General features: G+C 59.7%; 23 protein-coding genes and 1 other RNA gene. 12 read left to right on the top strand and 12 right to left on the bottom strand.

Annotation, left to right across the window (positions count from 1 at the left end; genetic code table 11):
- Positions 1 to 29: 29 nt before the first annotated feature.
- The 5 genes from E4P01_RS07105 to E4P01_RS07125 all read right to left on the bottom strand — a co-directional run bounded on the left by E4P01_RS07105 (position 30) and on the right by E4P01_RS07125 (position 6,884).
- Positions 30 to 1,229, bottom strand: a complete 1,200-nt coding sequence (locus E4P01_RS07105) for an integrase arm-type DNA-binding domain-containing protein (protein ID WP_216092112.1) — start codon at positions 1,227 to 1,229, stop codon at positions 30 to 32.
- 173 nt (positions 1,230 to 1,402) lie between these two features.
- Positions 1,403 to 1,799: a transfer-messenger RNA gene (ssrA, locus tag E4P01_RS07110) on the bottom strand.
- A 94-nt stretch (positions 1,800 to 1,893) separates the two neighbouring features.
- Positions 1,894 to 2,172, bottom strand: coding sequence for a hypothetical protein (locus E4P01_RS07115; protein ID WP_020301768.1), 279 nt, complete (start codon positions 2,170 to 2,172; stop codon positions 1,894 to 1,896).
- A 136-nt stretch (positions 2,173 to 2,308) separates the two neighbouring features.
- Positions 2,309 to 5,119 (bottom strand): FAD-binding and (Fe-S)-binding domain-containing protein, encoded by a 2,811-nt coding sequence (locus E4P01_RS07120; protein WP_216092111.1) that lies wholly within the window; start codon positions 5,117 to 5,119, stop codon positions 2,309 to 2,311.
- A gap of 70 nt (positions 5,120 to 5,189) precedes the next feature.
- Entirely contained in the window at positions 5,190 to 6,884 is a 1,695-nt protein-coding gene (locus E4P01_RS07125) for a lactate permease LctP family transporter (RefSeq protein ID WP_216092110.1), read from the bottom strand.
- A 250-nt stretch (positions 6,885 to 7,134) separates the two neighbouring features.
- Here E4P01_RS07125 and E4P01_RS07130 point away from each other — a divergent pair, with 250 nt between their 5' ends.
- On the top strand, positions 7,135 to 7,902 hold the full coding sequence (locus E4P01_RS07130; protein ID WP_005791515.1) for a GntR family transcriptional regulator: 768 nt from the start codon (positions 7,135 to 7,137) through the stop codon (positions 7,900 to 7,902).
- A gap of 36 nt (positions 7,903 to 7,938) precedes the next feature.
- Here E4P01_RS07130 and smpB read toward each other — a convergent pair whose 3' ends face one another.
- Positions 7,939 to 8,421 (bottom strand): SsrA-binding protein SmpB, encoded by a 483-nt coding sequence (smpB, locus tag E4P01_RS07135; protein WP_005791513.1) that lies wholly within the window; start codon positions 8,419 to 8,421, stop codon positions 7,939 to 7,941.
- A gap of 167 nt (positions 8,422 to 8,588) precedes the next feature.
- On the opposite strand from smpB, the gene E4P01_RS07140 reads away from it, so the two are divergent.
- Positions 8,589 to 9,023, top strand: coding sequence for a type II toxin-antitoxin system RatA family toxin (locus E4P01_RS07140; protein WP_005791512.1), 435 nt, complete (start codon positions 8,589 to 8,591; stop codon positions 9,021 to 9,023).
- Positions 9,016 to 9,318 carry an RnfH family protein gene (locus tag E4P01_RS07145; RefSeq protein ID WP_216092109.1) on the top strand — a complete coding sequence of 101 codons (303 nt, stop codon included), beginning with the start codon at positions 9,016 to 9,018 and terminating at the stop codon, positions 9,316 to 9,318. Before E4P01_RS07140 ends, E4P01_RS07145 begins: the two co-directional genes overlap by 8 nt.
- 63 nt (positions 9,319 to 9,381) lie before the next feature.
- Here the strand turns inward: E4P01_RS07145 and E4P01_RS07150 are convergent, their stop codons facing one another.
- Entirely contained in the window at positions 9,382 to 9,909 is a 528-nt protein-coding gene (locus E4P01_RS07150; protein ID WP_005791510.1) for an outer membrane protein assembly factor BamE, read from the bottom strand.
- Between the two features lie 98 nt (positions 9,910 to 10,007).
- On the opposite strand from E4P01_RS07150, the gene fur reads away from it, so the two are divergent.
- Positions 10,008 to 10,412, top strand: coding sequence for a ferric iron uptake transcriptional regulator (fur, locus tag E4P01_RS07155; protein ID WP_003194220.1), 405 nt, complete (start codon positions 10,008 to 10,010; stop codon positions 10,410 to 10,412).
- 124 nt (positions 10,413 to 10,536) lie between these two features.
- Here fur and E4P01_RS07160 read toward each other — a convergent pair whose 3' ends face one another.
- Positions 10,537 to 11,661: an IS481 family transposase gene (locus E4P01_RS07160; protein WP_216091764.1), complete on the bottom strand. Its 1,125-nt coding sequence runs from the start codon at positions 11,659 to 11,661 to the stop codon at positions 10,537 to 10,539.
- 499 nt (positions 11,662 to 12,160) lie between these two features.
- On the opposite strand from E4P01_RS07160, the gene E4P01_RS07165 reads away from it, so the two are divergent.
- The 7 genes from E4P01_RS07165 (at position 12,161) to E4P01_RS07195 (ending at position 18,074) form a co-directional block, all read left to right on the top strand.
- Complete coding sequence (locus E4P01_RS07165) at positions 12,161 to 13,087, top strand: arginine deiminase-related protein (protein ID WP_216091202.1); 927 nt, start codon at positions 12,161 to 12,163, stop codon at positions 13,085 to 13,087.
- A gap of 11 nt (positions 13,088 to 13,098) precedes the next feature.
- Entirely contained in the window at positions 13,099 to 14,145 is a 1,047-nt protein-coding gene (locus E4P01_RS07170; RefSeq protein ID WP_078821073.1) for an ornithine cyclodeaminase, read from the top strand.
- 226 nt (positions 14,146 to 14,371) lie between these two features.
- Complete coding sequence (locus E4P01_RS07175) at positions 14,372 to 15,151, top strand: ABC transporter substrate-binding protein (protein WP_216091201.1); 780 nt, start codon at positions 14,372 to 14,374, stop codon at positions 15,149 to 15,151.
- Positions 15,152 to 15,326: 175 nt separating this feature from the next.
- Entirely contained in the window at positions 15,327 to 16,028 is a 702-nt protein-coding gene (locus E4P01_RS07180) for an ABC transporter permease (protein WP_216091200.1), read from the top strand.
- Positions 16,025 to 16,738: an ABC transporter permease gene (locus E4P01_RS07185; RefSeq protein WP_078821072.1), complete on the top strand. Its 714-nt coding sequence runs from the start codon at positions 16,025 to 16,027 to the stop codon at positions 16,736 to 16,738. The genes E4P01_RS07180 and E4P01_RS07185 overlap by 4 nt, the downstream gene beginning before the upstream one ends.
- Positions 16,739 to 16,741: 3 nt before the next feature.
- A complete protein-coding gene (locus tag E4P01_RS07190; RefSeq protein WP_248129959.1) occupies positions 16,742 to 17,572 on the top strand; it encodes an ATP-binding cassette domain-containing protein in 831 nt (276 codons plus the stop codon).
- 4 nt (positions 17,573 to 17,576) lie between these two features.
- On the top strand, positions 17,577 to 18,074 hold the full coding sequence (locus E4P01_RS07195; RefSeq protein WP_005787545.1) for an Lrp/AsnC family transcriptional regulator: 498 nt from the start codon (positions 17,577 to 17,579) through the stop codon (positions 18,072 to 18,074).
- 67 nt (positions 18,075 to 18,141) lie between these two features.
- Here the strand turns inward: E4P01_RS07195 and E4P01_RS07200 are convergent, their stop codons facing one another.
- From E4P01_RS07200 to E4P01_RS07215, 4 genes are all read right to left on the bottom strand, one after another.
- Positions 18,142 to 19,023: a TIGR03915 family putative DNA repair protein gene (locus tag E4P01_RS07200; RefSeq protein ID WP_216091199.1), complete on the bottom strand. Its 882-nt coding sequence runs from the start codon at positions 19,021 to 19,023 to the stop codon at positions 18,142 to 18,144.
- Positions 19,020 to 20,240, bottom strand: coding sequence for a putative DNA modification/repair radical SAM protein (locus E4P01_RS07205; RefSeq protein WP_005787541.1), 1,221 nt, complete (start codon positions 20,238 to 20,240; stop codon positions 19,020 to 19,022). The genes E4P01_RS07200 and E4P01_RS07205 overlap by 4 nt, the downstream gene beginning before the upstream one ends.
- Before the next feature lie 79 nt (positions 20,241 to 20,319).
- A complete protein-coding gene (locus E4P01_RS07210; RefSeq protein ID WP_032876406.1) occupies positions 20,320 to 21,657 on the bottom strand; it encodes a SidA/IucD/PvdA family monooxygenase in 1,338 nt (445 codons plus the stop codon).
- Between the two features lie 119 nt (positions 21,658 to 21,776).
- Positions 21,777 to 22,259, bottom strand: a complete 483-nt coding sequence (locus tag E4P01_RS07215) for a sigma-70 family RNA polymerase sigma factor (RefSeq protein WP_005787538.1) — start codon at positions 22,257 to 22,259, stop codon at positions 21,777 to 21,779.
- Between the two features lie 256 nt (positions 22,260 to 22,515).
- On the opposite strand from E4P01_RS07215, the gene E4P01_RS07220 reads away from it, so the two are divergent.
- Entirely contained in the window at positions 22,516 to 23,688 is a 1,173-nt protein-coding gene (locus E4P01_RS07220; protein WP_216091198.1) for an efflux RND transporter periplasmic adaptor subunit, read from the top strand.
- Position 23,689 lies beyond the last annotated feature (1 nt).

Genomic DNA, 23,689 nt, shown 5'->3' on the forward strand with positions numbered 1-23,689 from the left:
ATTGGCCTCAGTTTAAGGCAAAGAGGTGTCTACGAAACCCGGGGCGATTCAGCCCATGTCTGCATCATTTCGCGGCGCTCCGGCAAGAAGGTGGTTCGATCGTACGCACGTCCCAGCGGATTTTTTACCGTGTGAGCAAGCTGATGCTCCAGGAGGTCGGGGCGAAACCCCAACACCTCCGCACCTATGGTTCTCGCTGTTGCACGAAAGCCGTGCCCTGTCATTTCGTCGCCGCTGATGTCCATGCGGCGTAACGCACTGAGTACTGCATTGTTGGACATCGGCCGGTCGCCTCCTCGTGCGGAGGGGAAGGCGTACCGATGTCTGCTTGTGAGTGGTTTCAGCTCGCGCAGAACCGCGACTGCTTGTTGGCTGAGAGGAACCAAATGATCCGGCCGATCCAGTTTGGTGGCAGTGAGCCCTTTCATCTTGTGGCCGGGAATCAACCACTCGCCTGCATCCAGATTGACCTCCGACCACTCCATGTGGCGCAGGTCACCGGGCCGGCAGAACAGCAACGGGGCCAGTTTGAGTGCACAACAAACTGGCAGTGTGCCGGTGTAGCTATCCAGTGCTTTGAGCAGTGCACCGAGTTTTTCAGGATCGGTCACGGCAGCAAAGTGTTTCACCCGCTTGGCTGGGAGCGTCCGTGAGAGATTCCCTATCTGATTGGGCGGGGTGATACCGGCAGCTTCGGCGAACTCGAAAATCTGTTTGTAGATTTGAGCTACACGACGTGCCGTCTCGCGAGCACCGCGTTTGATGATGCGCTGCAGGTTTTCGACCAGCATGGGCGTGCTGATGCTGCTGATCGGGAGTTTTCCCAGCCAGGGGTAGGCATTGAGCTCAAGACGCTGCCGCACCGTGCGGTTGTACTCCGGGTCCCAGGAGGACTCGCGAATACTCAGCCATTGCGTGGCAACCGACTCAAAGGTGTGCTGGTGATCAAGCTGGCTGACCACCTTAGCCATGCGTCTTTGCAGTGAAGGGTCTTGGCCGCTGGCGAGCTGGACACGAGCATCATCGCGTTTTCGCCGCGCCTCCTGCAGGCCTACCTCTGGGTAAACGCCAAGAGCCAGGCGTTTTTCCTTGCCCAGAAAGCGATACTTCAACCGCCAGTAACGGCCTCCGTTGGGCTGCACTTCCAGGTACAAACCTTGTTCGTCATACAGGCGGTACGGCTTGTCCTGGGGCTTGGCGTTGCGGCAGTTGGTGTCTTTTAGGGGCATTGGGGGCACATCCTCTCCGAGCGAGCTGATGAGCGTTTTATGCCCCCATATATGCCCCCGTCAACCGTGGGATGCCCTGGGATTAGGTGGGAAAACGCGGGCAAGAAAAAAGCCGTAAAGCTTTGATTTCTCTAGTCTTTACGGCTTTTCTGGGTCTTCCTGGGAAGACTAAATGGTGGAGCCGGGGGGATTTGAACCCCCGTCCGCCAGTACTCCGCTGTCGGTACTACATGCGTAGCCGTTTCTATTAAGTTAACCCTCAGCGACCCGAAGGGCAGGGTGCTTTGGGCGAGTTGTGTAAGTTTTAGCCGCTTCGTCCACAACGTACTGCACGGCGATTCTGTTCTATATGACAATCACTTTGGGTTTACAGACATCCCCTGGTGATTGCTGGACCCGAAGGTACCAGAAGCTCAGGGCTAAGGCTGCTTACGCAGCGAGAGCGAATTCCTGGCCGTAGTTTTCGTCATTGGCAACTATAAGAAGTTGCAACAGTGGATTTACGAGTTCTGTTACCAACTCGGCATGCACCTAAAGTTTCGCGACCGGCGTCGAATCCTAAACGGCCCCGTGCTTGTAACTCGTTGTTTCTTAGTGAGTGACAAGCCTGTGCAGTGTACGCCAAAAGCTTGGCGAAGGCCAACCCGAAGGTTGGCCCTCTCGCTTACTGGCCGCCTTTCTCGCTGTTCTGCAGGTCTTGCAGGGCCTTGGAGGTGATTTCGATGCACTTCTTCTCATCACCGGCGGCGTGGGCGGCCTTGGCCTGGGAGACGGCGGTGTCTATTTCGCCACTTTTGCCGCTGGTGTCGGTGGCCAGCAGGGCTTTGCCGTTGTTGATTTTGTCCAGGTTGATCTGGCACAGGTCTTTGTCACCGGCAGCGAAGGCGGGGGAGGCGAGCATCGCAGCGGTCATGAACAAGCCAGCAAGAGCGGAACGCTTCATAGGGTGTCTCCTTGCGCAAAAGGGCTCGACGCTGCTGGCGTGCAACCGCTGCCAGCGACATCACTGATGGGCCTCGTTTGTCGAGGCCTATGCAGATGACTGCGCTGGTGCGCCAGGGTTCGGTTTTTTTGCGGGGTCAGTGGGCGCGGGCGCGGGTGACGCGGTCTACCAGGTAGACCAGGCCGTGGTAGTCGATGCCGCCATGCTGGCTCAGGCCGATCTCGCAGGTGCGGCTGGTGGAGATGCCTTCGCTGCAATGTTGCACGGCATCCTTGAGTGAGCGCAGGGCGTGGGCGTTGAGTTGCGGGGTGGTGAAGCCTTTGTCGCCGGCAAAGCCACAGCAGTGAATGCCTTCGGGGATGACGACGGTTTTTGCACAGCGCCGGGCCAGTTCGATCAGGGCCTGGCTTTCGCCCAGGTGCTGGGTGCTGCACGTGACGTGTACGGCGATGGGGGCTTCCTGCGGCGTGAAGTCGAGGCGGTCCAGCAGGTGGGTGCGGATAAAGCGTACCGGGTCGTAGAGGTCCAGGCGGGTTTCGCCGAGGTCTTGTACCAGGCGCAGGGTGCAGGGGCTGGTGTCGCAATAGATCGGGTCGAGGCCGCCTCGGCTGGCGTGGAGCAGGGCGCCGATCAATTCCTGGCGCTTGTGTTCGGCCTGCTCGGCATAGCCTTTGGAGGCGAAGGGCTGGCCGCAGCACAGGTTGTCTTGATTGTCGGGGAATACGACCTGGTAACCGGCTTTTTCCAGGAGGTTGCGGGTTTTGTCATACAGCGACATCTGTTCTTTATCACCGGCTGCCGGGCCCATGGCGCGTGAGACGCAGGCGGCCAGGTAGACCACCCGCGGGCGCTCATCTGTAACTGGCGGGCTGAAGCGAATGGCTTTTTCCGGTTGTGGCATGGCATTGGTCCACTGCGGGATTTGCCCTTTGGACAGTCTGGTCACGGTGGCCGACCACTTTGTCAGGCGCGGGGCACCCAATAACATGCGTGCACCATTGGCGACGTGCAGGGTGACGCGCGCACCTTGAAGTGCGGTGGCGAAATGACTGGCGAGCCATTCGGCGGTTTTCGTACGGTCGGCCTCTTGGCTGCGCAGCTTTTTCACCAAGTCGCCGGTATTGATGCCTACAGGGCAGCGTTGGGCGCATAGCCCGGTGGCGGCGCAGGTGTCGATGCCTTGATAGTGGTAGGCCGCTTCCAGTTCGGTGGTGTCTACGCCTGCGCGGCGTTTGGCCTGGATGTCGCGCCAGATCACAATGCGCTGGCGCGGGCTCAGAGTCAGGCCTTTTGAGGGGCACACGGGTTCGCAGAAGCCACACTCGATGCACTTGTCTACAAGCTCATCGGCGGCGGGCAGGGGCTTGAGGTGTTTGAGGTGGATTTGTGGGTCTTCGCTGAGCACCACATCCGGGTTGAGGATGCCGTTGGGGTCGAGCAGGCGCTTGAGTTGCCACATCAATTGATAGGCGTCGCTGCCCCATTCCAGTTCAACGAACGGCGCCATATTGCGACCGGTGCCGTGTTCAGCCTTCAGCGAGCCACCGAACTCCACCGCCACCAGTTGTGCGACGTCGTCCATGAACGCTTGATAGCGTGCGACTTCTTCGCTGCTGTTGAAGCCTTGGGTGAATACAAAGTGCAGATTGCCTTCCAGGGCGTGTCCGAAAAGGATGGCTTCGTCGTAGTGATGTTTGTCGAACAGTTCGATCAGGCGGTTTACGCCGATCGCCAGTTGTTCGACGGGGAAGGTGACGTCTTCGATGATCACGGTGGTGCCGGTTTTGCGTACGGCGCCTACGGCGGGGAAGGTGTCTTTGCGGATTGCCCACAGGCGGGCGTTTTCCACGGGGTCTTCGGTAAAGTCGACCTGTTTCTCCACGGGGAACGCCGCCAGAGAGGCCATGATCAGCGTTAGTTGTTGGTGCAGTAATGACGGCGAGGCCGCGCGGGATTCGATCAGCAGTGCGCAGGCATTTTCCGATAAGTGTTGTACGAATGCGGGCATACCCGGTTTGTCTTGCACCGAGCGCATACTGCGTCGGTCCAGCAGTTCAACGGCGGAAACCGGCTGGGTTTTCAGCACCGTTACTGCGTTGCAGCATGTCTCGACATCCGGGAACACGATCAGCGCCGAGGCTTTGTTCGGGTGATCGATCACCGTGTCGTAGGTGACCGCACTGATAAACCCCAGGGTGCCCTCGGAGCCGACCAGCAGGTGGCTGAGGATATCCAGCGGGTCGTCGAAATCCACCAAGGCGTTGAGTGACAGGCCGGTGGTGTTTTTCAAACGGTATTTGTGGCGAATCTTCGCAGCCAGTTCAGCGTTTGCGCGTGTCTCGCGGCCCAACGTGGCCAGGCGCTCAAGCAGTGCAATGTGGGTTTGGCGGAAGGCTTGCACGCTGGCGGCATCTTCGGTGTCCAGGCGGCTGCCATCGGCCAGTACCAAACGAATGCCCGCCAGGGTGTGATAGGTGTTTTGTGCCGTACCGCAGCACATGCCGCTGGCATTGTTGGCAACGATGCCGCCAATTTTGCAGGCGTTGATCGACGCCGGGTCCGGGCCGATCTTGCGCCCGAACGGCGCGAGCCAGGCGTTGGCCTGGGCGCCGATGACGCCGGGTTGCAGGCGGATCTGTGTGCCTTGCCCACGAATTTCGCGGTGGTTCCAATTGTCACCGAGCACAATCAGCACCGAGTCGCTGATCGCCTGGCCGGACAGGCTGGTGCCCGCGGCCCGGAAGGTCACCGGCACGTGATCGCGCTGGGCCAGTTGCAGCAGTGCGACGACTTCGTCTTCTGACTCCACGCGGATCACCAGCTGTGGGATCAGTCTGTAGAAGCTGGCGTCGGTGCCGAAGGCGAGGGTGGAAAGTGGATCGTCGAAGCGGCGATCTTGCGGGATCAGTTGTGCGACGTCGCTGAGAAAAGCAGCAGGCAGGCTCATCGGTCCTCCAGAAATAGCAGACGCCGGCATCGTTGTCCGGCGTCGATTCTTACCCTATTACGTGCAGGTCTCAGTGCACCAGCATACCGGTGAACCAGTACGCCTGCGCCAGGGTGATCAGCCCGACGATGGTGGCAAAGAACAGGCTGTGCTTGAGGGTAAAGCGGAACAGATCGGACTCCTTGCCCACCAGGCCCGTGGCTGCGCAGGCCACGGCGATCGATTGCGGCGAGATCATTTTGCCGGTCACGCCGCCGCTGGTGTTCGCCGCTACCAGCAGGGTGTCGTTAACACCAATCTGGTGGGCGGTGGTGGCTTGCAGCGAGCTGAATAGGGCGTTGGATGAGGTGTCCGAGCCGGTCAGGAAAACCCCCAGCCAGCCGAGGAATGGCGAGAAGAACGGGAAGGCGGCGCCGGTGCCAGCCAGTACCAGGGCCATGGTCGAGGACATGCCGGAGTAGTTGGTGACGAAGGCGAACGCCAGCACCATGCCGATGGACAGGATCGGCCAGCGCAGCTCAAAGAAGGTCTCTTTTAAAGTGGTAAGACCAGTCTTGATATCGATTTTCAGCACCAGCATCGAGATCAGCGCGGAGAAGAAGATCGCGGTGCCGGTGGCCGAAATCGGGTCCAGCTTGAAGACGGCGGGGATGGCGGTGGGGTTGGTGACGATGGGTGCGACTTTGATCACCAGTTGGTCCAGGTGGGGGATCGCGAAGTTGAACACCCAGCTGTACATCGAACCACCGGCCGCGAACATGGCCTTGAAGGGTTTGAGGGTCCAGATGGTGACCAGCACGGTCAGGATCAGAAACGGCGACCAGGCCTTGAAAATTTGCCCCAGGCTGTAGGGTGAAACCACTGTGCTGCGTGGCAAACCAAAGCCGCCGGCGCTGGAGGTGACCGCTACGCTGGAGGTGGCACCGGCAATCTGCGCGCCTGCGGTACGCTTGGGTTGCCAGATTTTCAGGAACAGTGTCAGGGAGATCAGGCTGGCGAGTGCCGAGGTAATGTCCGGCAGTTCCGGGCCAATGAAGTTGGATGTGAAGTACTGGGTGACGGCAAAGCTCAAGCCGGCCACCAATGCCGCCGGCCAGGTTTCACGCACGCCGCGCAGGCCGTCCATCATGAACACCAGCCAGAAGGGCACAAACAGTGACAGCAGCGGCAGTTGGCGGCCGGTCATGGCGCCGATCTTGAACGCATCAATGCCGGTGACCTGGCCTGCGACGATGATCGGAATGCCCAGTGCGCCGAACGCCACCGGCGCGGTATTGGCAATCAGGCACAGGCCCGCGGCGTACAGCGGGTTGAAGCCCAGGCCCACCAGCAACGCGGCGGTGATTGCCACGGGTGCGCCGAATCCGGCCGCGCCTTCCAGGAAGGCGCCAAAGCAGAAGCCGATCAGCAGCACCTGCAGGCGCTGGTCATCGGTGATCGACAAGACGGAGCTGCGGATGATCTCGAACTGCCCGCTCTTTACCGTCAGTTTGTAGAGAAATACCGCCGCCACGATGATCCAGGCGATCGGCCACAAGCCATAGGCAAACCCGTAACCAGCCGCTGCCAGGGCCATGTCGACCGGCATCTGGAAGGCGAAGATGGCGACCAGGATCGACAATGCCAGGGTGATGCTGCCGGCCACATGGCCTTTGAGGCGGAATACGGCCAGGGCCAGGAAGAAGAACACGATTGGAATAACGGCGGCCAGTGCGGACAGGCCGAGGCTGCCGAGAGGGCTGTAGAGCTGTTGCCAGGTTTGCATATGGGGTGGCCCCTGATTGTTGTTGTTTGGTCAGCTTGGATAATTGGTAATACCAATTTTCAGTCGCTGTGGGCTAGATTAAGAGCCTTGGCAGGGGGGTGTCAATTTGCCGCTCGTCAAACTTTGGTCTGAGAGTGGCTGTCGAGTGTTCTGATCGGGTAAATCGAAGGTGTTCTGATAGGTGCTGCCAGCGCGGCGATAGGCCAGAATAGGGGCCCCGGCGAGTGGTCGGGATGGTGGAGAGTGAGTTATGGGGTTTGATCAGGTGCGTCAGCGCCGTTTGTCTGACGATATTGTCGAGCAGCTTGAGGGCATGATCCTTGAGGGCACGTTGAAGTCGGGCGAGCGCTTGCCGGCCGAACGCGCTTTGGCTGAACAATTTGGTGTGTCGCGCCCTTCATTGCGTGAGGCGATCCAGAAATTGGCGGCCAAGGGGTTGCTGGTCAGTCGACAGGGCGGCGGCAACTATGTGGTGGATTCCCTGGGTTCGACCTTCAGTGATCCGCTGCTGCATCTGCTGGAAAACAATCCCGAGGCGCAGCGCGACCTTCTGGAGTTTCGCCAGACTCTGGAGGCTTCGTGTGCTTATTACGCGGCATTGCGTGCTACCGAGGTCGACCGTGAGCGACTGACGGCGGCGTTCGAAGCGCTGCAGGACTGCTATGCGCGAGCCGACGAGGTGAGCCGAGTGGAGGAGGGCGCTGCGGATGCGAGGTTTCACTTGGCGATCGCCGAGGCCAGTCATAACGCGGTGCTGCTGCACACCATTCGCGGGTTGTTCGACCTGCTCAAGCGCAACGTGGTGACCAATATTGGCGGTATGTATCAGCAGCGCACCGAGACCCGCGACATGCTGATCAGTCAGCACCGGGACTTGTACCTGGCGATTATCGAGGGGCGGGCCGAGCAGGCGCGTGACGTTTCAACACGTCACCTGTTGTACGTGCAGGAAGTGTTGGAGGAAGTGCGGCAGGAGGTTCAGCGGGTAGCGCGGGCGGAGCGACGTAAGGGCATGTAGCCACGGGGGTTGCCCGCGGCTACATCATCACAAGGGTTAGTCTTCCTTGCCCTTGTTGCGCACGGCGCGATGCAGTTCGCGATTGGAGTCGCGCTCGCGTTCGGTGTCGCGCTTGTCGTATTCCTTCTTGCCCTTGCCCAGTGCGATTTCGCACTTGACCAGGTGCTTGCTCCAGTACCACGACAGGCAGACGCACGCGTAGCCTTTTTGCTGCACGGCCGCGGCGAGCTTTTCGAGTTCGCGGGCATTGAGCAACAGCTTGCGCGTGCGCACCGGGTCGGCAATCACGTGGGTGCTCGCGGTGGTCAGCGGGGTGATATGACTGCCGAGCAGCCACGCCTCGCCATCCTTGAGCAGCACATAGCTGTCGACCAGCTGCAGTTTGCTGGCACGCAGACTTTTTACTTCCCAGCCGGCCAGGACCAGACCAGCCTCGAACCGATGTTCGATGAAGTAATCGTGTCGCGCCTTTTTATTTTGCGCGATGGTCCCTGTGGGGTGTTTCTTTTGTTTAGCCATAGGGGCGGCATTATAGGGAGTTGCGAGCGTGTCGGCTACGGTCAACCTGCGTGCTTGAGCGTGTTGGACGAATCCCGGACAATACGGGCAGTTCTTTGGTTTTTTTCTCTCGCGGATCGGGCTGTACTTTCGCGACGTTTGCCTTAAGCAGTGGAAGTAACGCTCACATGACGACGCATATTCAACGTTCGGCCCTGCTGCCCTATCCGGCACAGGCGCTCTATGACCTGGTCAACGACGTGGCGCGTTACCCGGAATTCCTGCCTTGGTGCTCGACTGCCGAGGTTTTGGAGAGCAGTGATGAGCACATGGTCGCCAGTGTTGGTGTGGCCAAGGGGGGGCTCAGCCAGCATTTTGTTACGCGCAATGTGCTGGTGCCGGGCAAATCCATTGAAATGAATTTGCAGGAAGGGCCGTTCACCCAGCTGCACGGCGTGTGGGTGTTCAAGGCGCTGACAGATAAGGCCTGCAAGATCAGTCTGGATCTTTCATTTGATTACGCCGGCCCCATTGTGCGGGCGACGTTGGGGCCACTGTTCAATCAGGCGGCAAATACTTTGGTGGACGCTTTCTGTCAGCGAGCCAAGCAATTGCATGGTTGATATTGAAGTAGTGTATGCCGATGTGGGTCGCCAGGTTCTGCTGGAGGTGGCGATACCGGTGGGCACAAGCCTGAGGGCGGCAGTGCTGGCGTCGGGCATTGCAGAGCATTTTCCGCAGTTGGCGTTGGCGGACTGCCCGTTGGGTATCTTCGGCAAGGTGGTGGCGGACGCTGATGTGCGTGCCGTGCAGGCGGGAGATCGGATCGAGATCTATCGGCCATTGCTGGCAGACCCCAAGGAAATACGCAGGCTGCGCGCGGCCAAGGCGGCGATGCTCAAGCGACAGAACACCTGAGCTTGCCAATTGGCAGGCAACAAAAAGCCCGGCATGCCGGGCTTTTTATCGAGCGCCGCAAAATTATTGCGGGCTGGTGTCCAGAGGCTGTGGCGTCGGGACGGGTACAGTTTCGACGCCGTCGACGTCTTTCTGGATCTGGTCCAGCAAGGAGCCTGGCTTGGCCGGCACCTCGGATTTCGGCTTTTCGGCTTCCTGCGCAGGCGCGGTCACGTTGGTGCCGCTGTCCTTGCCCAGCAAGGCTTCATCGCGGCTTACGCCGGGCATGAAGTCACCGGACAGGCTCACGAGCTGGTCATTGCCATTGAAGATGACACTGACGCGCTCCTGTTGGCGTTCACCGCCACCTGGCTGCAGGCTGTAGAGATAATCCCAGCGATCGGCATGGAATGTGTCGGTCAGCAGGGGGTTACCCATGATAAACCGTACTTGCCGTCGGGTCATTCCCGGGCGTAACTGGTCTATCATGTCCTGCGTGACGACATTGCCCTGCTGGATGTCGATTTTGTAAACCCCGGGGAATGAACAACCGGCGAGTGCGAGCAGTCCCACAAAGGTGAAACTGGTTAGCAAGAGCTTGGTGTTTTGCATCGGTGGGCGACTTCCACTATCTTGGCTGGGACAACGTAAACGCCGATCATACCCGTATTAAGAGAAGCTGCGAAGCAGCATCCGCGAGAAAGCTAACCATGGTTGAAAATAGCGAACTACGCAAAGCCGGTCTCAAAGTGACTCTGCCACGAGTCAAGATTCTACAAATGCTCGATTCTGCTGAGCAACGCCACATGAGTGCCGAGGATGTTTACAAGGCGCTGATGGAGTCTAACGAGGACGTCGGCCTGGCCACGGTTTACCGTGTACTGACCCAGTTTGAAGCCGCAGGGCTGGTGGTTCGCCATAATTTCGACGGCGGTCATGCAGTATTCGAACTGGCTGACGGTGGTCACCATGACCACATGGTTGATCTGGATACCAATGAGGTTATCGAGTTCACCAGCCCTGAAATCGAAGCGCTGCAGCATAAGATTGCTGAGGAGCACGGTTTCGATTTGGTCGACCATAATCTGGTTCTGTACATCCGTAAGAAAAAGTAAAAATCGACGCAGTTTTGCTCTGCGAAACGATTGAAGGCGACCCTAGGGTCGCCTTCGTGCTTTCTATAAAGAGTGTATAGACCGGACACATGGTGGACACATGTGCGGGGACATGGTTGACACATTATGGGCCATAGTCAGGTTTGCTCAGGTCGATCGTTCTTAGAAAGTGATGGCAGAAGTAAACATCAAAGAGACCGTCTTTTTCAGGGTTAGGTCGTATTCCGATGTGATGACCATTCAGGCCCTTGGCGATGCTGAAATAGCGTTTCTGAAAACGAAATCGGCTGTGATACGCCTTGATCGACACATCATCCGGCCCGTACTCGAAGGGTGATAACTGCTGCGGGTAAGCCCAAGGGCTGGACCGATACCGGTCCATGGGCACCTTGTAGTCCAGTGCTTGATGAGGACGCTGCAGGTTATAAACCTCACGCCACTGATCAAATGCGGTTTGAGCCTCCTTGATCGTGGAAAATTGCCGTCCATTAAGCACCTCTGCCTTGAGTGATCGATGAAAGCGCTCGATCTTTCCGTTGGTTTGAGGGTGATAGGGGCGACTGAAACTGATCCGGATTCCCAAGCTAATCAACCAGATACTTAACTCTGTGATTTCACCGGGGTTGCGCGGCGATCCCCATGGAGGACCGTTATCAACATTGATACGAGCGGGCAATCCGAAGCGTTGGAATACCTCAATCATCTTCTCCTTCACTGTGCCCCCGCGTTCGTTATCACACGCCTGAATAGCTAAATTGAATCGCGAGTGATCATCCAACAAGGTCAGGGGATGGCATCGACCTTCTTGAGTTGCGAAATGCCCTTTGAAGTCCATCTGCCAAAGGTCGTTAGGCGCATCGTGTTCAAATCTCAGCTTTGCTTCCTGTTCCTTCTGAACGGGCTGAATCAGGTCGTGTCGGTGCAGCACGTTAGTTACTGTGCTGGGAGCAATTTGCTTTTTCAAGATGCTGCTGATTGTGCGTCCGCCCCAGGCCGGATGTTCCTGCCTGAGCGCTACGACCTCCGCCTCCAGGGCCGCATTGGTCAGTTTGGGACTGGTAGCTGGTTTTCGGGACTTTTCTTGCAGCCCCGACTGCCCTTGCATCTCGTATCGTTTGAGCCATTTATAGGCCGTTTGCGGGCTGATGCCGAAGCGTCGACACAGTTCTCTTTTATTACTGCCGGGCTGCCGTGCTAAGGCAACGAACTCTTCTTTCAGGCTCATGGTATCTCTCGTGTTCCAAGGCATGATGGCTTTCCGGCGAAGTTGGCTCGCCGAAAAGTGTCCACCATGTCCCCGCACACCCGTCAACCATGTGTCCGGTCCGTACACGCTTTTCGAAAGTGACCCGCTGTAAAAGCGGAACCCATAGCAGCCGTTACCTAAATAACGGATATGTACTCGATCAAAGTCCAACATTCTGGCCGGCTGTCAGGCCGCATTCGGGGTCAAATCGAATCGTCGCACCACTCCTCCCACATTTGGACCTAAGCACATCAGATATAGATTCGGCGACTAACAGGTCGTCACGGGAGCAAGCTCCCTCGCCACAGGTACAGCGCCGTACCAAAAGATGTGTAGATACCTATGCTCCCACATCTGAGCACATTTCAATCCGGCAGCCGATTCAGCTGCCTTATCCACCTTTTCAGCTTTCCCGGCTGAGCCGCCCCGCTGTTTCAGCCGGGATCCTCCCACCCTATGGCACAAAATAGCGTCACAAGATCCCCCATGGACCCGTGCCCCCATGCAAACCACCAACACCGTCCTGATGATTCGCCCGGCGCGTTTTGCCTTCAACCCGGATACCGCGATCAACAACCGTTTTCAACGCCCGCCGCCGGACCCGCTCAGTGCACAGCACAAAGCGCTGAAAGAATTCGACGGCTATGTCGACACCCTGCGCAGCCACGGCGTGGAGGTGCTGGTGGTGCAGGACACTCCGGCCCCTCACACCCCGGACTCGATCTTCCCCAACAATTGGTGGAGCAGCCACGCCGACGGCAGCCTGGTGCTCTACCCCATGCAAGGCCAGAACCGACGACTGGAGCGCAACAAGGGCGTGCTGCAAGTTCTGGAGCAGCGCTTTGCGATCAACACCACCATCGACCTCAGCCACCTGGAACAACAGGACATCTTCCTCGAAGGCACCGGCAGCATGGTGCTCGACCGCCAGCACCGCATCAGCTACGCCTGCCACTCCGGGCGCACCCATCACGCGGCGCTGCACCAGTTTGCCGAACGTCTGGACTACCAACTCTGCGTGTTCCACGCCCTGGACCGCCACCACGCACCGATCTACCACAGCAACGTGATGATGAGCGTCGGTCGCGACCTCGCAGTGGTGTGCCTGCAAGCCCTGCCCGACGAGCGCGAGCGCCTGGTCCTGGAACGCTCACTGCGCGACACCGGCAAGGACATCCTCGCCCTCGACTTCGACCAGTTGGAGGCCTTCGCCGGCAACATGCTCGAAGTCCACGACCGTGACGGCCAGCCATTGCTGGTGATGTCTGCCAGCGCCTGGCGCGCGTTGCAACCGGCGCAGCGCCAGCAGGTGGAGCGCCATACGCGACCAGTGGTGGTGAATATCGACAACATCGAACGCATCGGCGGCGGCAGTGCCCGTTGCATGTTGGCCGAAGTGCATCTGCCGATCCGCCCCTCATTTCAATAAGGAGTCTTGCCATGACCCGTTATATCGACGTCAACGACCTCAGCTACCTGGTTTCGCAAAAAGGTTTGCAAACCTGCATCACCGAGATGGCCGAGTACATCCGTGCCGACTACCTGCGCTGGCAGGACTTCGAGAAATGCGCACGCCTGGCCAACCATTCACCGGATGGCGTGATCGAGTTGATGCCCGTCTCGGACGCCTCGCTGTATGCGTTCAAATACGTCAACGGCCACCCGAAAAACACCCTGGCCGGTATGCTGACCGTGATGGCCTTTGGCGCCTTGGGCGATGTGGATACCGGCAAACCCGTGCTGCTGGCGGAAATGACCCTGACTACCGCCATCCGCACCGCTGCCACCTCGGCCCTGGTCGCCCGCTACCTGGCGCGCGACAACAGCCGCAGCATGGCGTTGATCGGCAACGGCTGCCAAAGCGAATTCCAGGCCCTGGCCTTCCACGCCATGCTTGGCATTAACGAAATTCGCCTGTTCGATATCGACGCCAAGGCCACCGCCAAACTCGCCGCCAACCTCAAGGCGTTCCCGGCGATCAAGGTGATCCTGGCTGACAGCGTGGCCGACGCGGTCAAAGGCGCGGATATCGTCACCACCGTCACTGCCGACAAGGCTTATGCAACCATCCTCACCGACGAGATGATCGAACCGGGTATGCACCTCAATGCCGTGGGTGGCGATTGCCCGGGCAAGACCGAGCTGGACCGGCGCATCGTCGAACGTGCCCGGGTGATCGTGGAGTACGAACCGCAAAGCCGCATCGAAGGTGAGATCCAGCACATGCCTGAGGATTCGCCGGTGACCGAGTTGTGGCAAGTGATCAACGGCCAGAAGCCCGGCCGCGAGAATGCGCGCCAGATCACTCTGTTCGACTCGGTGGGTTTTGCCATCGAAGACTACTCGGCCCTGCGCTATGTACTGGACGTCGCCAAGGCGTTGGACGTGGGCAGCGAGCTGGAACTGGTACCCGACCTGGCTGACCCCAAAGACCTGTTTGCCCGCCTGGCCCGGCAGCCGGTCGCACAGCACAAAAAGCGCGCCTGAGACCGCTCTGGCCTGCCGCTTTGCGTCGAGGGCGGGCCGGACTTTGCTGGATTAAAAGCCGATTCGGCGGGTGCAACAGCCGATTGCGCTGCATTGTCGGTTTTAACAGCGCAATTTGCGCTTTGTGCAGGGGGTAAACGACACAAAAAACGCACCATCATGAAGCATTCTCTGCTCCCAGTTATTCACTGCCCTGACATCAATTACAAAATATAGGGACCTCCACATGACTCCACTGCGATCACTCTTCGCTGCGTTGCTGTTGCCTCTGTGCGCCACCGCCGCCCCCGCCCAGGACTGGAAAGAAATCCGTTTTGGCGTGTTCCCCGAATACCCACCCTTCGAATCCGTGGCCGCCGACGGCAGCCTGCAAGGCTTCGATATTGAACTGGGCAACGCCATCTGCGCCAAGCTCGAAGTGAAATGCACCTGGGTGCACAATGAATTCGACGGCATGATCCCGGCCCTGCGTGCGCGCAAGTTCGACGCCATCATGTCCTCCATGGCCGTGACCCCGGCTCGCGAAAAAGTCATCGACTTTACCGATCGCCTGTTCCTCAGCCCCACCTCGGTGATCACGCGCAAAGGCGCCGACTTCGGCGATACCCCGGAATCGCTCAAGGACAAGCAGGTCGGCGTGCTGCAAGGCTCGCTGCAGGAAGCCTACGCCCGAGCGCACCTGGCCAGGCTGGGTGCGCAGATCAAGGCGTACCAGTCTCAAGAGCAGAACTACGCCGACCTGCAAAACGGGCGCCTCGACGCCACCCTGACCGACAAACTCGAAGCCCAGCTCAACTTCCTGTCCAAGCCCGAAGGCGCCGACTTCAAGACCGGCCCGGCCTTCAAGGACCCGACCCTGCCGCTGGACATCGCCATGGGCCTGCGCAAGAACGACCAGGCACTGCGTGAGCTGATCAATAAAGGCATCGCCGCCGTCCAGGCCGATGGCACTTACGCGCAGATCCAGAAGAAATACTTCGGCGATCAAGATATCTACAACGAATAACTAAGCCATCGACCTCCCTGTGGATGCAGCTTTTGTGGGAGGGGGGCTTGCTCCCGATAGCAGTGGTCAGTCATTGAAAATATTGACTGAACCACCGCTATCGGGAGCAAGCCCCCCCTCCCACACAAATCGGTTCCCCACAAAGATGGTGTGTGTGCCTTTTAGAGATCTTCCCATGAACGAACTCCTCAACCTGCAAGGCTACGGCCCGATGCTGGCCCAGGGTGCCTGGATGACGCTCAAGCTGGCCTTCCTCGCCCTGGCCCTGAGCCTAACCCTGGGCCTGGTCGCCGCCGGCGCCAAGCTATCCAGCGCCAGATGGCTGCGCGTACCGGCCACGCTCTACACCACGCTGATCCGCAGCGTGCCGGACCTGGTGTTGATACTGCTGATCTTCTATAGCCTGCAACTGTGGCTCAACGACCTGACTGAAGTGTTCGGCTGGGAGTACTTTGAAATCGACCCGTTCACCGCCGGGGTGGTCACCCTGGGATTTATCTACGGCGCGTATTTCACCGAGAACTTCCGTGGCGCGATCCTCAGCGTACCGGTGGGCCAGTTGGAAGCCGCGACGGCTTATGGCCTGAGCCCCTGGCAGCGCTTCCACCTGGTGCTGTTCCCACAACTGATGCGTTTTGCCCTGCCGGGCCTGGGCAATAACTGGCTGGTGCTGCTCAAGTCCACGGCGCTGGTGTCGATCATCGGCCTGTCAGACCTGGTCAAGGCCGCGCAAAACGCCGGCAAGTCCACCAGCGAGCCACTGTACTTCCTGATCCTCGCGGGCCTGGTGTACCTGCTGATCACTACCCTCTCCAACCGCATCTTCAAGCGCCTCGAACGGCGCTATAACCTGGGCATCAAGGGGATGGCGCGATGATCGAACTGTTCCAGCAATACGGCCTGGCCTACCTGTTCAGCGATGGCAGCGGCTTGTCCGGCGTCGCCATGACCGTGTGGCTGTTCATCATCTCGGTGGTGCTCGGTTTTTGCCTGTCGATCCCCCTGGCACTGGCGCGGGTTTCGCAGCACGTTTGGCTGCGCTGGCCGGTGGAGGTCTACACCTACCTGTTCCGCGGCACGCCGCTGTATATCCAGTTGCTGATTTGCTACACCGGGCTGTACAGCCTGGAGGTGGTGCAGGACAACGCCCTGCTCAACCAGTTTTTCCGCAATGCGCTGAACTGCACCTTGTTGGCGTTTGTGCTCAACACCTGTGCCTACACCGTGGAGATCTTCGCCGGGGCGATCCGCAATATTCCCCACGGCGAAATCGAAGCCGCACGCGCCTATGGCCTGCACGGCTGGCGGCTGAATCTGTTCGTGGTGGTACCCGCCGCATTGCGCCGCGCATTGCCGGCCTACAGCAATGAAATGATCCTGATGCTGCACGCCACGTCACTGGCGTTTACCGCCACCGTTGCCGACATCCTCAAGGTCGCCCGCGATGCGAATGCCGAAACCTTCCTGACCTTTCAGGCGTTTGGTATCGCCGCCCTGCTCTACATGCTGCTGTCCTTTGCACTGGTGGGCCTGTTTCGGCTGGCCGAACGTCGCTGGATGCGTTTTCTTGTTCCTACCCGAGGCTAACCCATGAATCAGTCCGCGCAGGCCCTGGCCGTTTATCCGGTGGATGTACCGGTTGTCGAAACTGCAACTGCCGCCATCAAGCTTCAAGTCGAAGGCATTCACAAACGCTACGGCGAACACGAAGTGCTCAAAGGTGTGTCCCTCAATGCCCGTCAAGGCGATGTGATCAGCCTGATCGGCGCCAGCGGCTCGGGCAAAAGCACCATGCTGCGTTGCATCAACTTTCTTGAACAGCCGGACGCCGGGGTCATCACCCTGGACGGCATCAGCATCGAAATGCAGCAAGGCCGCGCCGGCACCCGCGCGCCGCACCAGGCACAACTGCAAAACCTGCGCACGCGCCTGGCCATGGTGTTCCAGCACTTCAACCTGTGGAGTCACATGACGGTGCTGGAAAACATCACCATGGCCCCGCGCCGGGTGCTGAATGTGAGCGCCGCCGAGGCGGAAAAACGTGCGCGCCTGTACCTGGACAAAGTCGGCTTGCCAGGCCGCGTGGCGGATCAATACCCGGCGTTCCTCTCGGGTGGCCAGCAGCAACGCGTGGCGATTGCGCGGGCATTGGCGATGGAGCCGGAGATTATCCTGTTCGACGAACCGACCTCAGCCCTCGACCCGGAACTTGTAGGCGAAGTGCTCAAAGTCATACAGACGTTGGCCGAGGAAGGCCGTACCATGCTGATGGTCACCCACGAAATGGGCTTTGCCCGCCAGGTGTCCAGCCAAGTGCTGTTCCTGCATCAGGGCCGAGTCGAGGAACACGGCAGCGCCGAGATCCTCGACCACCCTAACAGCGAACGCTTGCAGCAATTTCTTTCCAACCGTTTGAAGTGAACTCATGGATACCAAGGCCAACGGACCCCACTCCTCCCCTGCGCTGGATCGCATCGACGAGGCGATCATCGACGTGCTCAGGCACCAGGGGCGCATCACCTATGAAAAACTCTCGTCGCTGGTGCACCTGACCCCCAGGCCATGCCTGGAGCGGGTGCGCAAGTTGGAGCGACGCGGGGTGATCCGTGGGTATGGGGCGATCATTGATGTGCAGATGGTCTCACCAGGGCTGTCGCTGCTGGTGCTGGTGGCCTTGTCCAACCAGAGCGGGCGCTCGGCGCAAAAGGCCTTCGAAGCCTGCGTCAAAGCCTGCCCGCAGGTGTTCGAATGCCAGTTGATCAGCGGGCCGTTCGACTACAGCCTGCGTATGCGCTGCCGGGATATGGAGCATTACCGGGTGCTGACGGAGATCTGGTTGAACAATGATGAGTTGCACATTGATAAGTTGGTGGCCCATCCAGAGTTGGCAGTAGTCAAGAACACTGCGACCGAACTGGCCTGATACCCACTCCCCCAGGCTGCGAAAACCAAATGTGGGAGCTGGCTTGCCTGCGATAGCGGTGCATCAGTCACCCCACATCTGACTGGTCGACCGCTATCGCAGGCAAGCCAGCTCCCACATTGACCGGGTTTGCAATTCTTTTGCCTGGCTTGGCCCCCACCAGCTTCGCCTGCCCATCCTTCTGCTTGCCCGTACGCGCCTCGCTGATCAGCCCCGGGATCAACTTGCCCTCCGGCAAATTCTTCCAGAAGCGGCTGGGCAAGTGCCCTTCCATCACCTTGGGATTCAGCCGCGCCGGGTTGAAGATGTGACTGTAGTAGGTCAGCCACATCGCACTGTGGGGGTCGTCAACATTCTGCGCCAGTTGCTGCCACGCCTCGGGGCAGCGGCGCTGATGAATCAACTGCTCGCCGTCGTAATACACCCCGTCCAGTGGCGTGGCGATCATCCAGCGATGGCGGCCCATGCGCCCGACAAAGTGCTGGCTGGCACTTTTGAGAATGTCGTGGGCCGGTTCATGCCAGGCCACGTATTCAGGAAGTTCGGGCCCCGCCTCAGCCGGCAGGGCAATAAAGCGCACAAACGCATGCAGGTGATGGGCCTCGCGGCTGACTTGCTTGATGCGTCGCTGCAACTCGCTGCCCAGCTTGTCCCCCGCCAGCATCGCAGTGCGATCACCGTGGCTGACCCGCCACAGCACTTCATACAGCAGGCTCCAGCGTTGATCACCGTGATAACAGGCGGCAGACTCCAGCAACTCCAACAGCGCCTTGGGAATCCGTGCCTGGAACGGCCCCAACCCTGGCGGGATCGGCTCATCGGTAGCGAACAGGTCAGCTGCTTGTGCCTCGCCCCAGCTCACCTGGCTGGGGTCGACCTGATGGCTGAGCAGCCAGCGCGCCTGTTCGCGCCAGGTGCTGAACAGGTTGTCGCATTCCAGACTGATCATCCCCACAGCCCCATCTGTTGCGGCTGCGGACGGTCGCGCAATTGCTCGCGCAGCAACACGCTGGTGCTGTCGGCCTGTTGCGGGTGGTAGTCACTGGTGATGAAGAACGGTTTGGCCTTGGCCAGTACGCAGCGCATGCGCGCCAGGTCTTCGAAGCGGATCTTGCGCTCGCGGCGCAGGTCCACCAGGCGTTGGGTGGTGCGCAGGCCAATACCGGGGATGCGCGCAATCAGGGTGGGCTCTGCGCGGTTCAGGTCCAGGGGGAATACTTCGCGATGCTCCAGGGCCCAGGCCAGCTTGGGGTCGATATCCAGGGCCAGGTGGCCGGGGCCGGCAAACAGCTCCCTGGCGCTGAAACCGTAGCTGCGCAGCAGGAAGTCGGCCTGGTACAAGCGGTGCTCGCGCATCAACGGCGGCGCGGCCAGGGGCACGCTTTTCGGGCTGTTGGGGATGGGGCTGAACGCCGAGTAGTACACGCGGCGCAGCTTGAAATTGCCATACAACGCCTCGGCACCGTGGAGGATGGTGCTGTCATCGGTGTCGTCGGCGCCGACGATCATCTGCGTGCTCTGCCCGGCCGGGGCGAAACGCGGGGCGCGAGGCTCGTTGAACACCGTCTGCTCGCCGGTGTAGATGGTCTGCATCGCCTGCTTGATCGACACAATCTGCTTCTCCGGCGCCAGGGTCTGCAGGCTGGCCTCGGTGGGCAGTTCGATATTCACGCTCAGGCGATCGGCATAACGACCAGCCTCGGCAATCAATGCAGGATCCGCATCGGGAATGGTCTTGAGGTGGATATAGCCGCGAAAGTCATGCTCTTCGCGCAGCAGTTTGGCGACCCGCACCAATTGCTCCATGGTGTAGTCCGACGAACGGATGATGCCGGAGCTGAGAAACAGCCCGCTGACGCAATTGCGCTTGTAGAAATCCAGGGTCAGGGTGACCACCTCTTCCGGGCTGAAACGCGCACGGGGCACGTCGCTGGAACGGCGGTTGACGCAATACTGGCAGTCGTAAAGGCAGAAGTTGGTAAGCAACACCTTGAGCAGCGACACGCAACGGCCATCGGGCGTGTAGCTGTGGCAGATGCCCATGCCGTCGGTGGAACCCAACCCCGCCTTGCCCTCGGAGCTGCGCTTGGGCGCGCCGCTGCTGGCGCACGACGCGTCGTACTTGGCGGCGTCGGCGAGGATGCTGAGTTTTTCGATCAACTGCATGACGGGCTACCGATACTGGTTTTTTGTACAGTACCAATAGCCGCACGTTGTCACAAGTGCCGTCTGTAGGAGGGGCAGATCAGCTGGCGGTTGCCAGGAGCAGGTCCTGCACCGAACGGCCCTTGTCACGGTTTCGATCGTTCTCATACAACGACGCCGCAATCTCATCGGCCCGAATCGGCAGCACCGACAGCAAGGTATCGCTCAAGCCATGGCTGGCCTGGCTGAAGCCCTGGATGTAGATACCCGCCTTGCAGCGCTCGTCGGTGACGATGCGGTAGTCGCGGGCCACTTCGAAGTCGCCCATGTAGGCTTGCAGCGGCGCCAACAGTTCGCGGTGCATCTGGCGCTCATAGCCGGTGGCGAGGATCACGGCATCGTAGTGGTTGACGCTGGTTTCGCCCGTGGCGTTGTTGCGCAATACCAGTTCGATACCCAGCGGCCCGGGCGTGGCCTTCTCCACCACGGTCATGGTGCGGAACGCCTGGCGGGCGATGCCGGAAACTTTCTGACGGTAGAAAATCCCGTAGATGCGCTCGATCAGGTCCAGGTCCACCACCGAATAGTTGGTGTTCTGGTACTCGGCGACCAAACGCTCGCGTTCGGCCCCCACTTGCTGGAACACCAGGTCGGTAAACGCCGGCGAGAACACTTCGTTGACGAACGGGCTGTCATCGGCCGGCTTGAGCGCCGAGCCGCGCAGGATCATATCGACCTGCACCGACGGGAAGCTGTCATTGAGGTCGATAAAGGCTTCGGCCGCGCTCTGGCCGCCGCCGATCACCGCGATGCGCATGGCCTTGCCATCCACGCAAGGCTGGCTCGCCATGCGCTCCAGATACTGGGAGTGATGGAACACGCGGCTGTCACCCTTGAGCGCCTTGAACGCTTCGGGGATGCGCGCAGTGCCGCCGGCGCTGACCACCACCGAGCGGGTGGTACGCACATGCTGCTCGCCCTGGGCATCGCGGGAAATGACGCGCAAGGCCTCCACCTGCTGCTGATGCAGGATCGGTTCGATGGCCAGCACTTCCTCACCGTAGTTGGCCTGGGCCTGGAACTGCCCGGCCACCCAGCGCAGGTAGTCGTTGTACTCCATACGGCAGGGGTAGAAGGTGCCCAGGTTGATGAAGTCCACCAGGCGATCGTGAGCCTTGAGGTAATTGACGAAGGAGTACGGGCTCGTGGGGTTGCGCAGGGTCACCAGGTCCTTGAGGAAAGAGATCTGCAGCTCACTTTGGGTCACCAGCGTATTGCCGTGCCAGCGGTAGTCGGCCTGTTTGTCGAGAAACAGCACGTCCAGCTTGCCCTGGGCCTTTTCACGCTCCTGCAGGGCGATGGCCAGCGCCAGGTTCGAAGGGCCGAAGCCGATACCGATCAGGTCGTGAACCGCGGGCGAAGCAATTGCCTGTGTCATTCCAGTGTCCTCTGGATAAGCCCCTTGGCGGTGGGGCGGGAATACCTTCATGGCCTGAACAACAGGCCGTGTGTTGATAGGAAACGAGGACAGTGAAATAAAATTTAACCAACTGGCGATCAGTGCGCTTCCCACTCACGCATACGCACCCGGCAATGCTTCATGGCGTTGACGATGTGTTTTTCCACCAGGCTGCGGGAAATCCCCAGGCGCTCGGCGATTTGCACATGGGACAGGCCCTCGAGCTTGCGCAGCAGGAAACTGTCGCGACACGCCGCCGGCAACTCGGCCAGGGCGCGCTCAAGCATCTCCAGGCGCTGGTTGTGGTCATGACTGGCGTGGGGTGAACAGGGGGCGAAGCGTTCTTCGCTGTCCAGCACCTCAAGAGGCTCGGACTGACGCAAGGCGTTGCGCCGGTGGCCGTCGATCACCAGGTTCAAGGCCGTGCGGTACAGGAAGGCGCGGGGCTGTTCGATCGGGATGTCGCTGGAACGCTCCAGCACCCGAACATAAGCGTCATGCACCACATCTTCGGCCACCTGACGGTTGCCCAGCTTGGCGTTCAGGAAACACACCAGCTCGCGATAGTAGTTTTCCAACATGACTCCTGGCCCCATGGCCGTGGTGCTAACGATGCCAGCCCGTGTAGGAGCGAGCCCATCGATGATGGCAGTTTGAGTGCGTGCAATTTATAGTAATTCTCATCTACTTTTAAAGGAGTCTTGCACCAACGGTGCATTTTTTTTCGTCGCACGAGCTGTTACCACATGTGTAACAACCTAAATTCCCGAGCATTTTTCTCGTATAACTGTCAACTCCCCGCTCCTGCGGTCAACACCTCCTGGCTGGAACCAAGACATGAAACGCCCTCGACCTGCCCGACGCGCCCTGCTTGTGCTGGCGTGCCTGCTCCCCATCCTTGTGGTGGCTGCCTGGCAAGTGCTGCCGTCGGGCCGCGACAGCCTACCCACGGTCACCGTAACCCGCGGCGACATTGAAAATAGCGTTACGTCACTGGGCACCCTGCAACCGCGCCGTTATGTGGACGTGGGTGCCCAGGCGTCCGGACAGATTCGCAAGATCCATGTGGAGGCCGGTGATCAAGTCAAGGAAGGCGATCTGCTGGTGGAAATCGATCCCGCCACGCAACAGGCCAAGCTCGACGCCAGCCGCTATTCCATTGAAAACCTCAAGGCGCAGTTGCAGGAACAGAAAGCCCAGCACGAACTCGCACGCCAGAAATACCAGCGCCAGCAACGCTTGGTTGCAGGCAACGCCACCCGCGAAGAAGATGTGCAAACCGCCAAAGCCGAACTGAGTGCCACCCAAGCCCGTGTCGATATGTTCCAGGCACAGATCCGCCAAGCCCAGGCCAGCCTGCGCAGTGACGAGGCCGAACTGGGCTATACGCGGATTTACGCGCCCATGAGCGGCACCGTGGTGGCGGTAGATGCGCGAGTCGGCCAAACCCTCAACGCCCAACAACAAACGCCGTTGATCCTGCGCATCGCCAAATTGTCACCAATGACCGTATGGGCCGAAGTGTCCGAAGCCGATATCGGCCACGTCAAACCGGGCATGAGCGCCTATTTCACTACCCTCGCCGGCGGCAACCGGCGCTGGAGCAGCACCGTGCGCCAGATCCTGCCGATACCGCCCAAGCCGCTGAATGAAACCAGCCAGGGCAGTGGCAGCCCCAGTAGCACGAGCAAGACCGGTAGTGGCCGCGTAGTGCTGTACACCGTACTGCTGGATGTGGACAACACTGACAATGCACTGATGGCCGAAATGACCACCCAGGTGTTTTTCGTAGCCAGCCAGGTCAAGGACGCTCTCACCATCCCGGTCGCAGCGCTGCTCGGCAGCCAAGGCACCGACAAGCAGATCGCGCGGGTCGTGACCAAAAACGGTGCCATCCAGAAGCGAGAAGTACAGCTGGGTATCAGTGACCGCCTGCGAGTTGAAGTGTTGGATGGCCTGGACGAAGGCGATCACCTGTTGATCGGCCCCTCCAGCAGCAGCGGGGGTTGAT

The organism is Pseudomonas sp. NCIMB 10586 (genome assembly GCF_023127895.1).
Taxonomy (GTDB): domain Bacteria; phylum Pseudomonadota; class Gammaproteobacteria; order Pseudomonadales; family Pseudomonadaceae; genus Aquipseudomonas; species Aquipseudomonas synxantha_A.

Bases quoted from the DNA above. Each gene is read 5' to 3' on its own strand.
- E4P01_RS07105 (WP_216092112.1), bottom strand. From the start codon at position 1,229: ATGCCCCTAAAAGACACCAACTGCCGCAACGCCAAGCCCCAGGACAAG.
- E4P01_RS07115 (WP_020301768.1), bottom strand. From the start codon at position 2,172: ATGAAGCGTTCCGCTCTTGCTGGCTTGTTCATGACCGCTGCGATGCTC.
- E4P01_RS07120 (WP_216092111.1), bottom strand. From the start codon at position 5,119: ATGAGCCTGCCTGCTGCTTTTCTCAGCGACGTCGCACAACTGATCCCG.
- E4P01_RS07125 (WP_216092110.1), bottom strand. From the start codon at position 6,884: ATGCAAACCTGGCAACAGCTCTACAGCCCTCTCGGCAGCCTCGGCCTG.
- E4P01_RS07130 (WP_005791515.1), top strand. From the start codon at position 7,135: ATGGGGTTTGATCAGGTGCGTCAGCGCCGTTTGTCTGACGATATTGTC.
- smpB (WP_005791513.1), bottom strand. From the start codon at position 8,421: ATGGCTAAACAAAAGAAACACCCCACAGGGACCATCGCGCAAAATAAA.
- E4P01_RS07140 (WP_005791512.1), top strand. From the start codon at position 8,589: ATGACGACGCATATTCAACGTTCGGCCCTGCTGCCCTATCCGGCACAG.
- E4P01_RS07145 (WP_216092109.1), top strand. From the start codon at position 9,016: ATGGTTGATATTGAAGTAGTGTATGCCGATGTGGGTCGCCAGGTTCTG.
- E4P01_RS07150 (WP_005791510.1), bottom strand. From the start codon at position 9,909: ATGCAAAACACCAAGCTCTTGCTAACCAGTTTCACCTTTGTGGGACTG.
- fur (WP_003194220.1), top strand. From the start codon at position 10,008: ATGGTTGAAAATAGCGAACTACGCAAAGCCGGTCTCAAAGTGACTCTG.
- E4P01_RS07160 (WP_216091764.1), bottom strand. From the start codon at position 11,661: ATGCCTTGGAACACGAGAGATACCATGAGCCTGAAAGAAGAGTTCGTT.
- E4P01_RS07165 (WP_216091202.1), top strand. From the start codon at position 12,161: ATGCAAACCACCAACACCGTCCTGATGATTCGCCCGGCGCGTTTTGCC.
- E4P01_RS07170 (WP_078821073.1), top strand. From the start codon at position 13,099: ATGACCCGTTATATCGACGTCAACGACCTCAGCTACCTGGTTTCGCAA.
- E4P01_RS07175 (WP_216091201.1), top strand. From the start codon at position 14,372: ATGACTCCACTGCGATCACTCTTCGCTGCGTTGCTGTTGCCTCTGTGC.
- E4P01_RS07180 (WP_216091200.1), top strand. From the start codon at position 15,327: ATGAACGAACTCCTCAACCTGCAAGGCTACGGCCCGATGCTGGCCCAG.
- E4P01_RS07185 (WP_078821072.1), top strand. From the start codon at position 16,025: ATGATCGAACTGTTCCAGCAATACGGCCTGGCCTACCTGTTCAGCGAT.
- E4P01_RS07190 (WP_248129959.1), top strand. From the start codon at position 16,742: ATGAATCAGTCCGCGCAGGCCCTGGCCGTTTATCCGGTGGATGTACCG.
- E4P01_RS07195 (WP_005787545.1), top strand. From the start codon at position 17,577: ATGGATACCAAGGCCAACGGACCCCACTCCTCCCCTGCGCTGGATCGC.
- E4P01_RS07200 (WP_216091199.1), bottom strand. From the start codon at position 19,023: ATGATCAGTCTGGAATGCGACAACCTGTTCAGCACCTGGCGCGAACAG.
- E4P01_RS07205 (WP_005787541.1), bottom strand. From the start codon at position 20,240: ATGCAGTTGATCGAAAAACTCAGCATCCTCGCCGACGCCGCCAAGTAC.
- E4P01_RS07210 (WP_032876406.1), bottom strand. From the start codon at position 21,657: ATGACACAGGCAATTGCTTCGCCCGCGGTTCACGACCTGATCGGTATC.
- E4P01_RS07215 (WP_005787538.1), bottom strand. From the start codon at position 22,259: ATGTTGGAAAACTACTATCGCGAGCTGGTGTGTTTCCTGAACGCCAAG.
- E4P01_RS07220 (WP_216091198.1), top strand. From the start codon at position 22,516: ATGAAACGCCCTCGACCTGCCCGACGCGCCCTGCTTGTGCTGGCGTGC.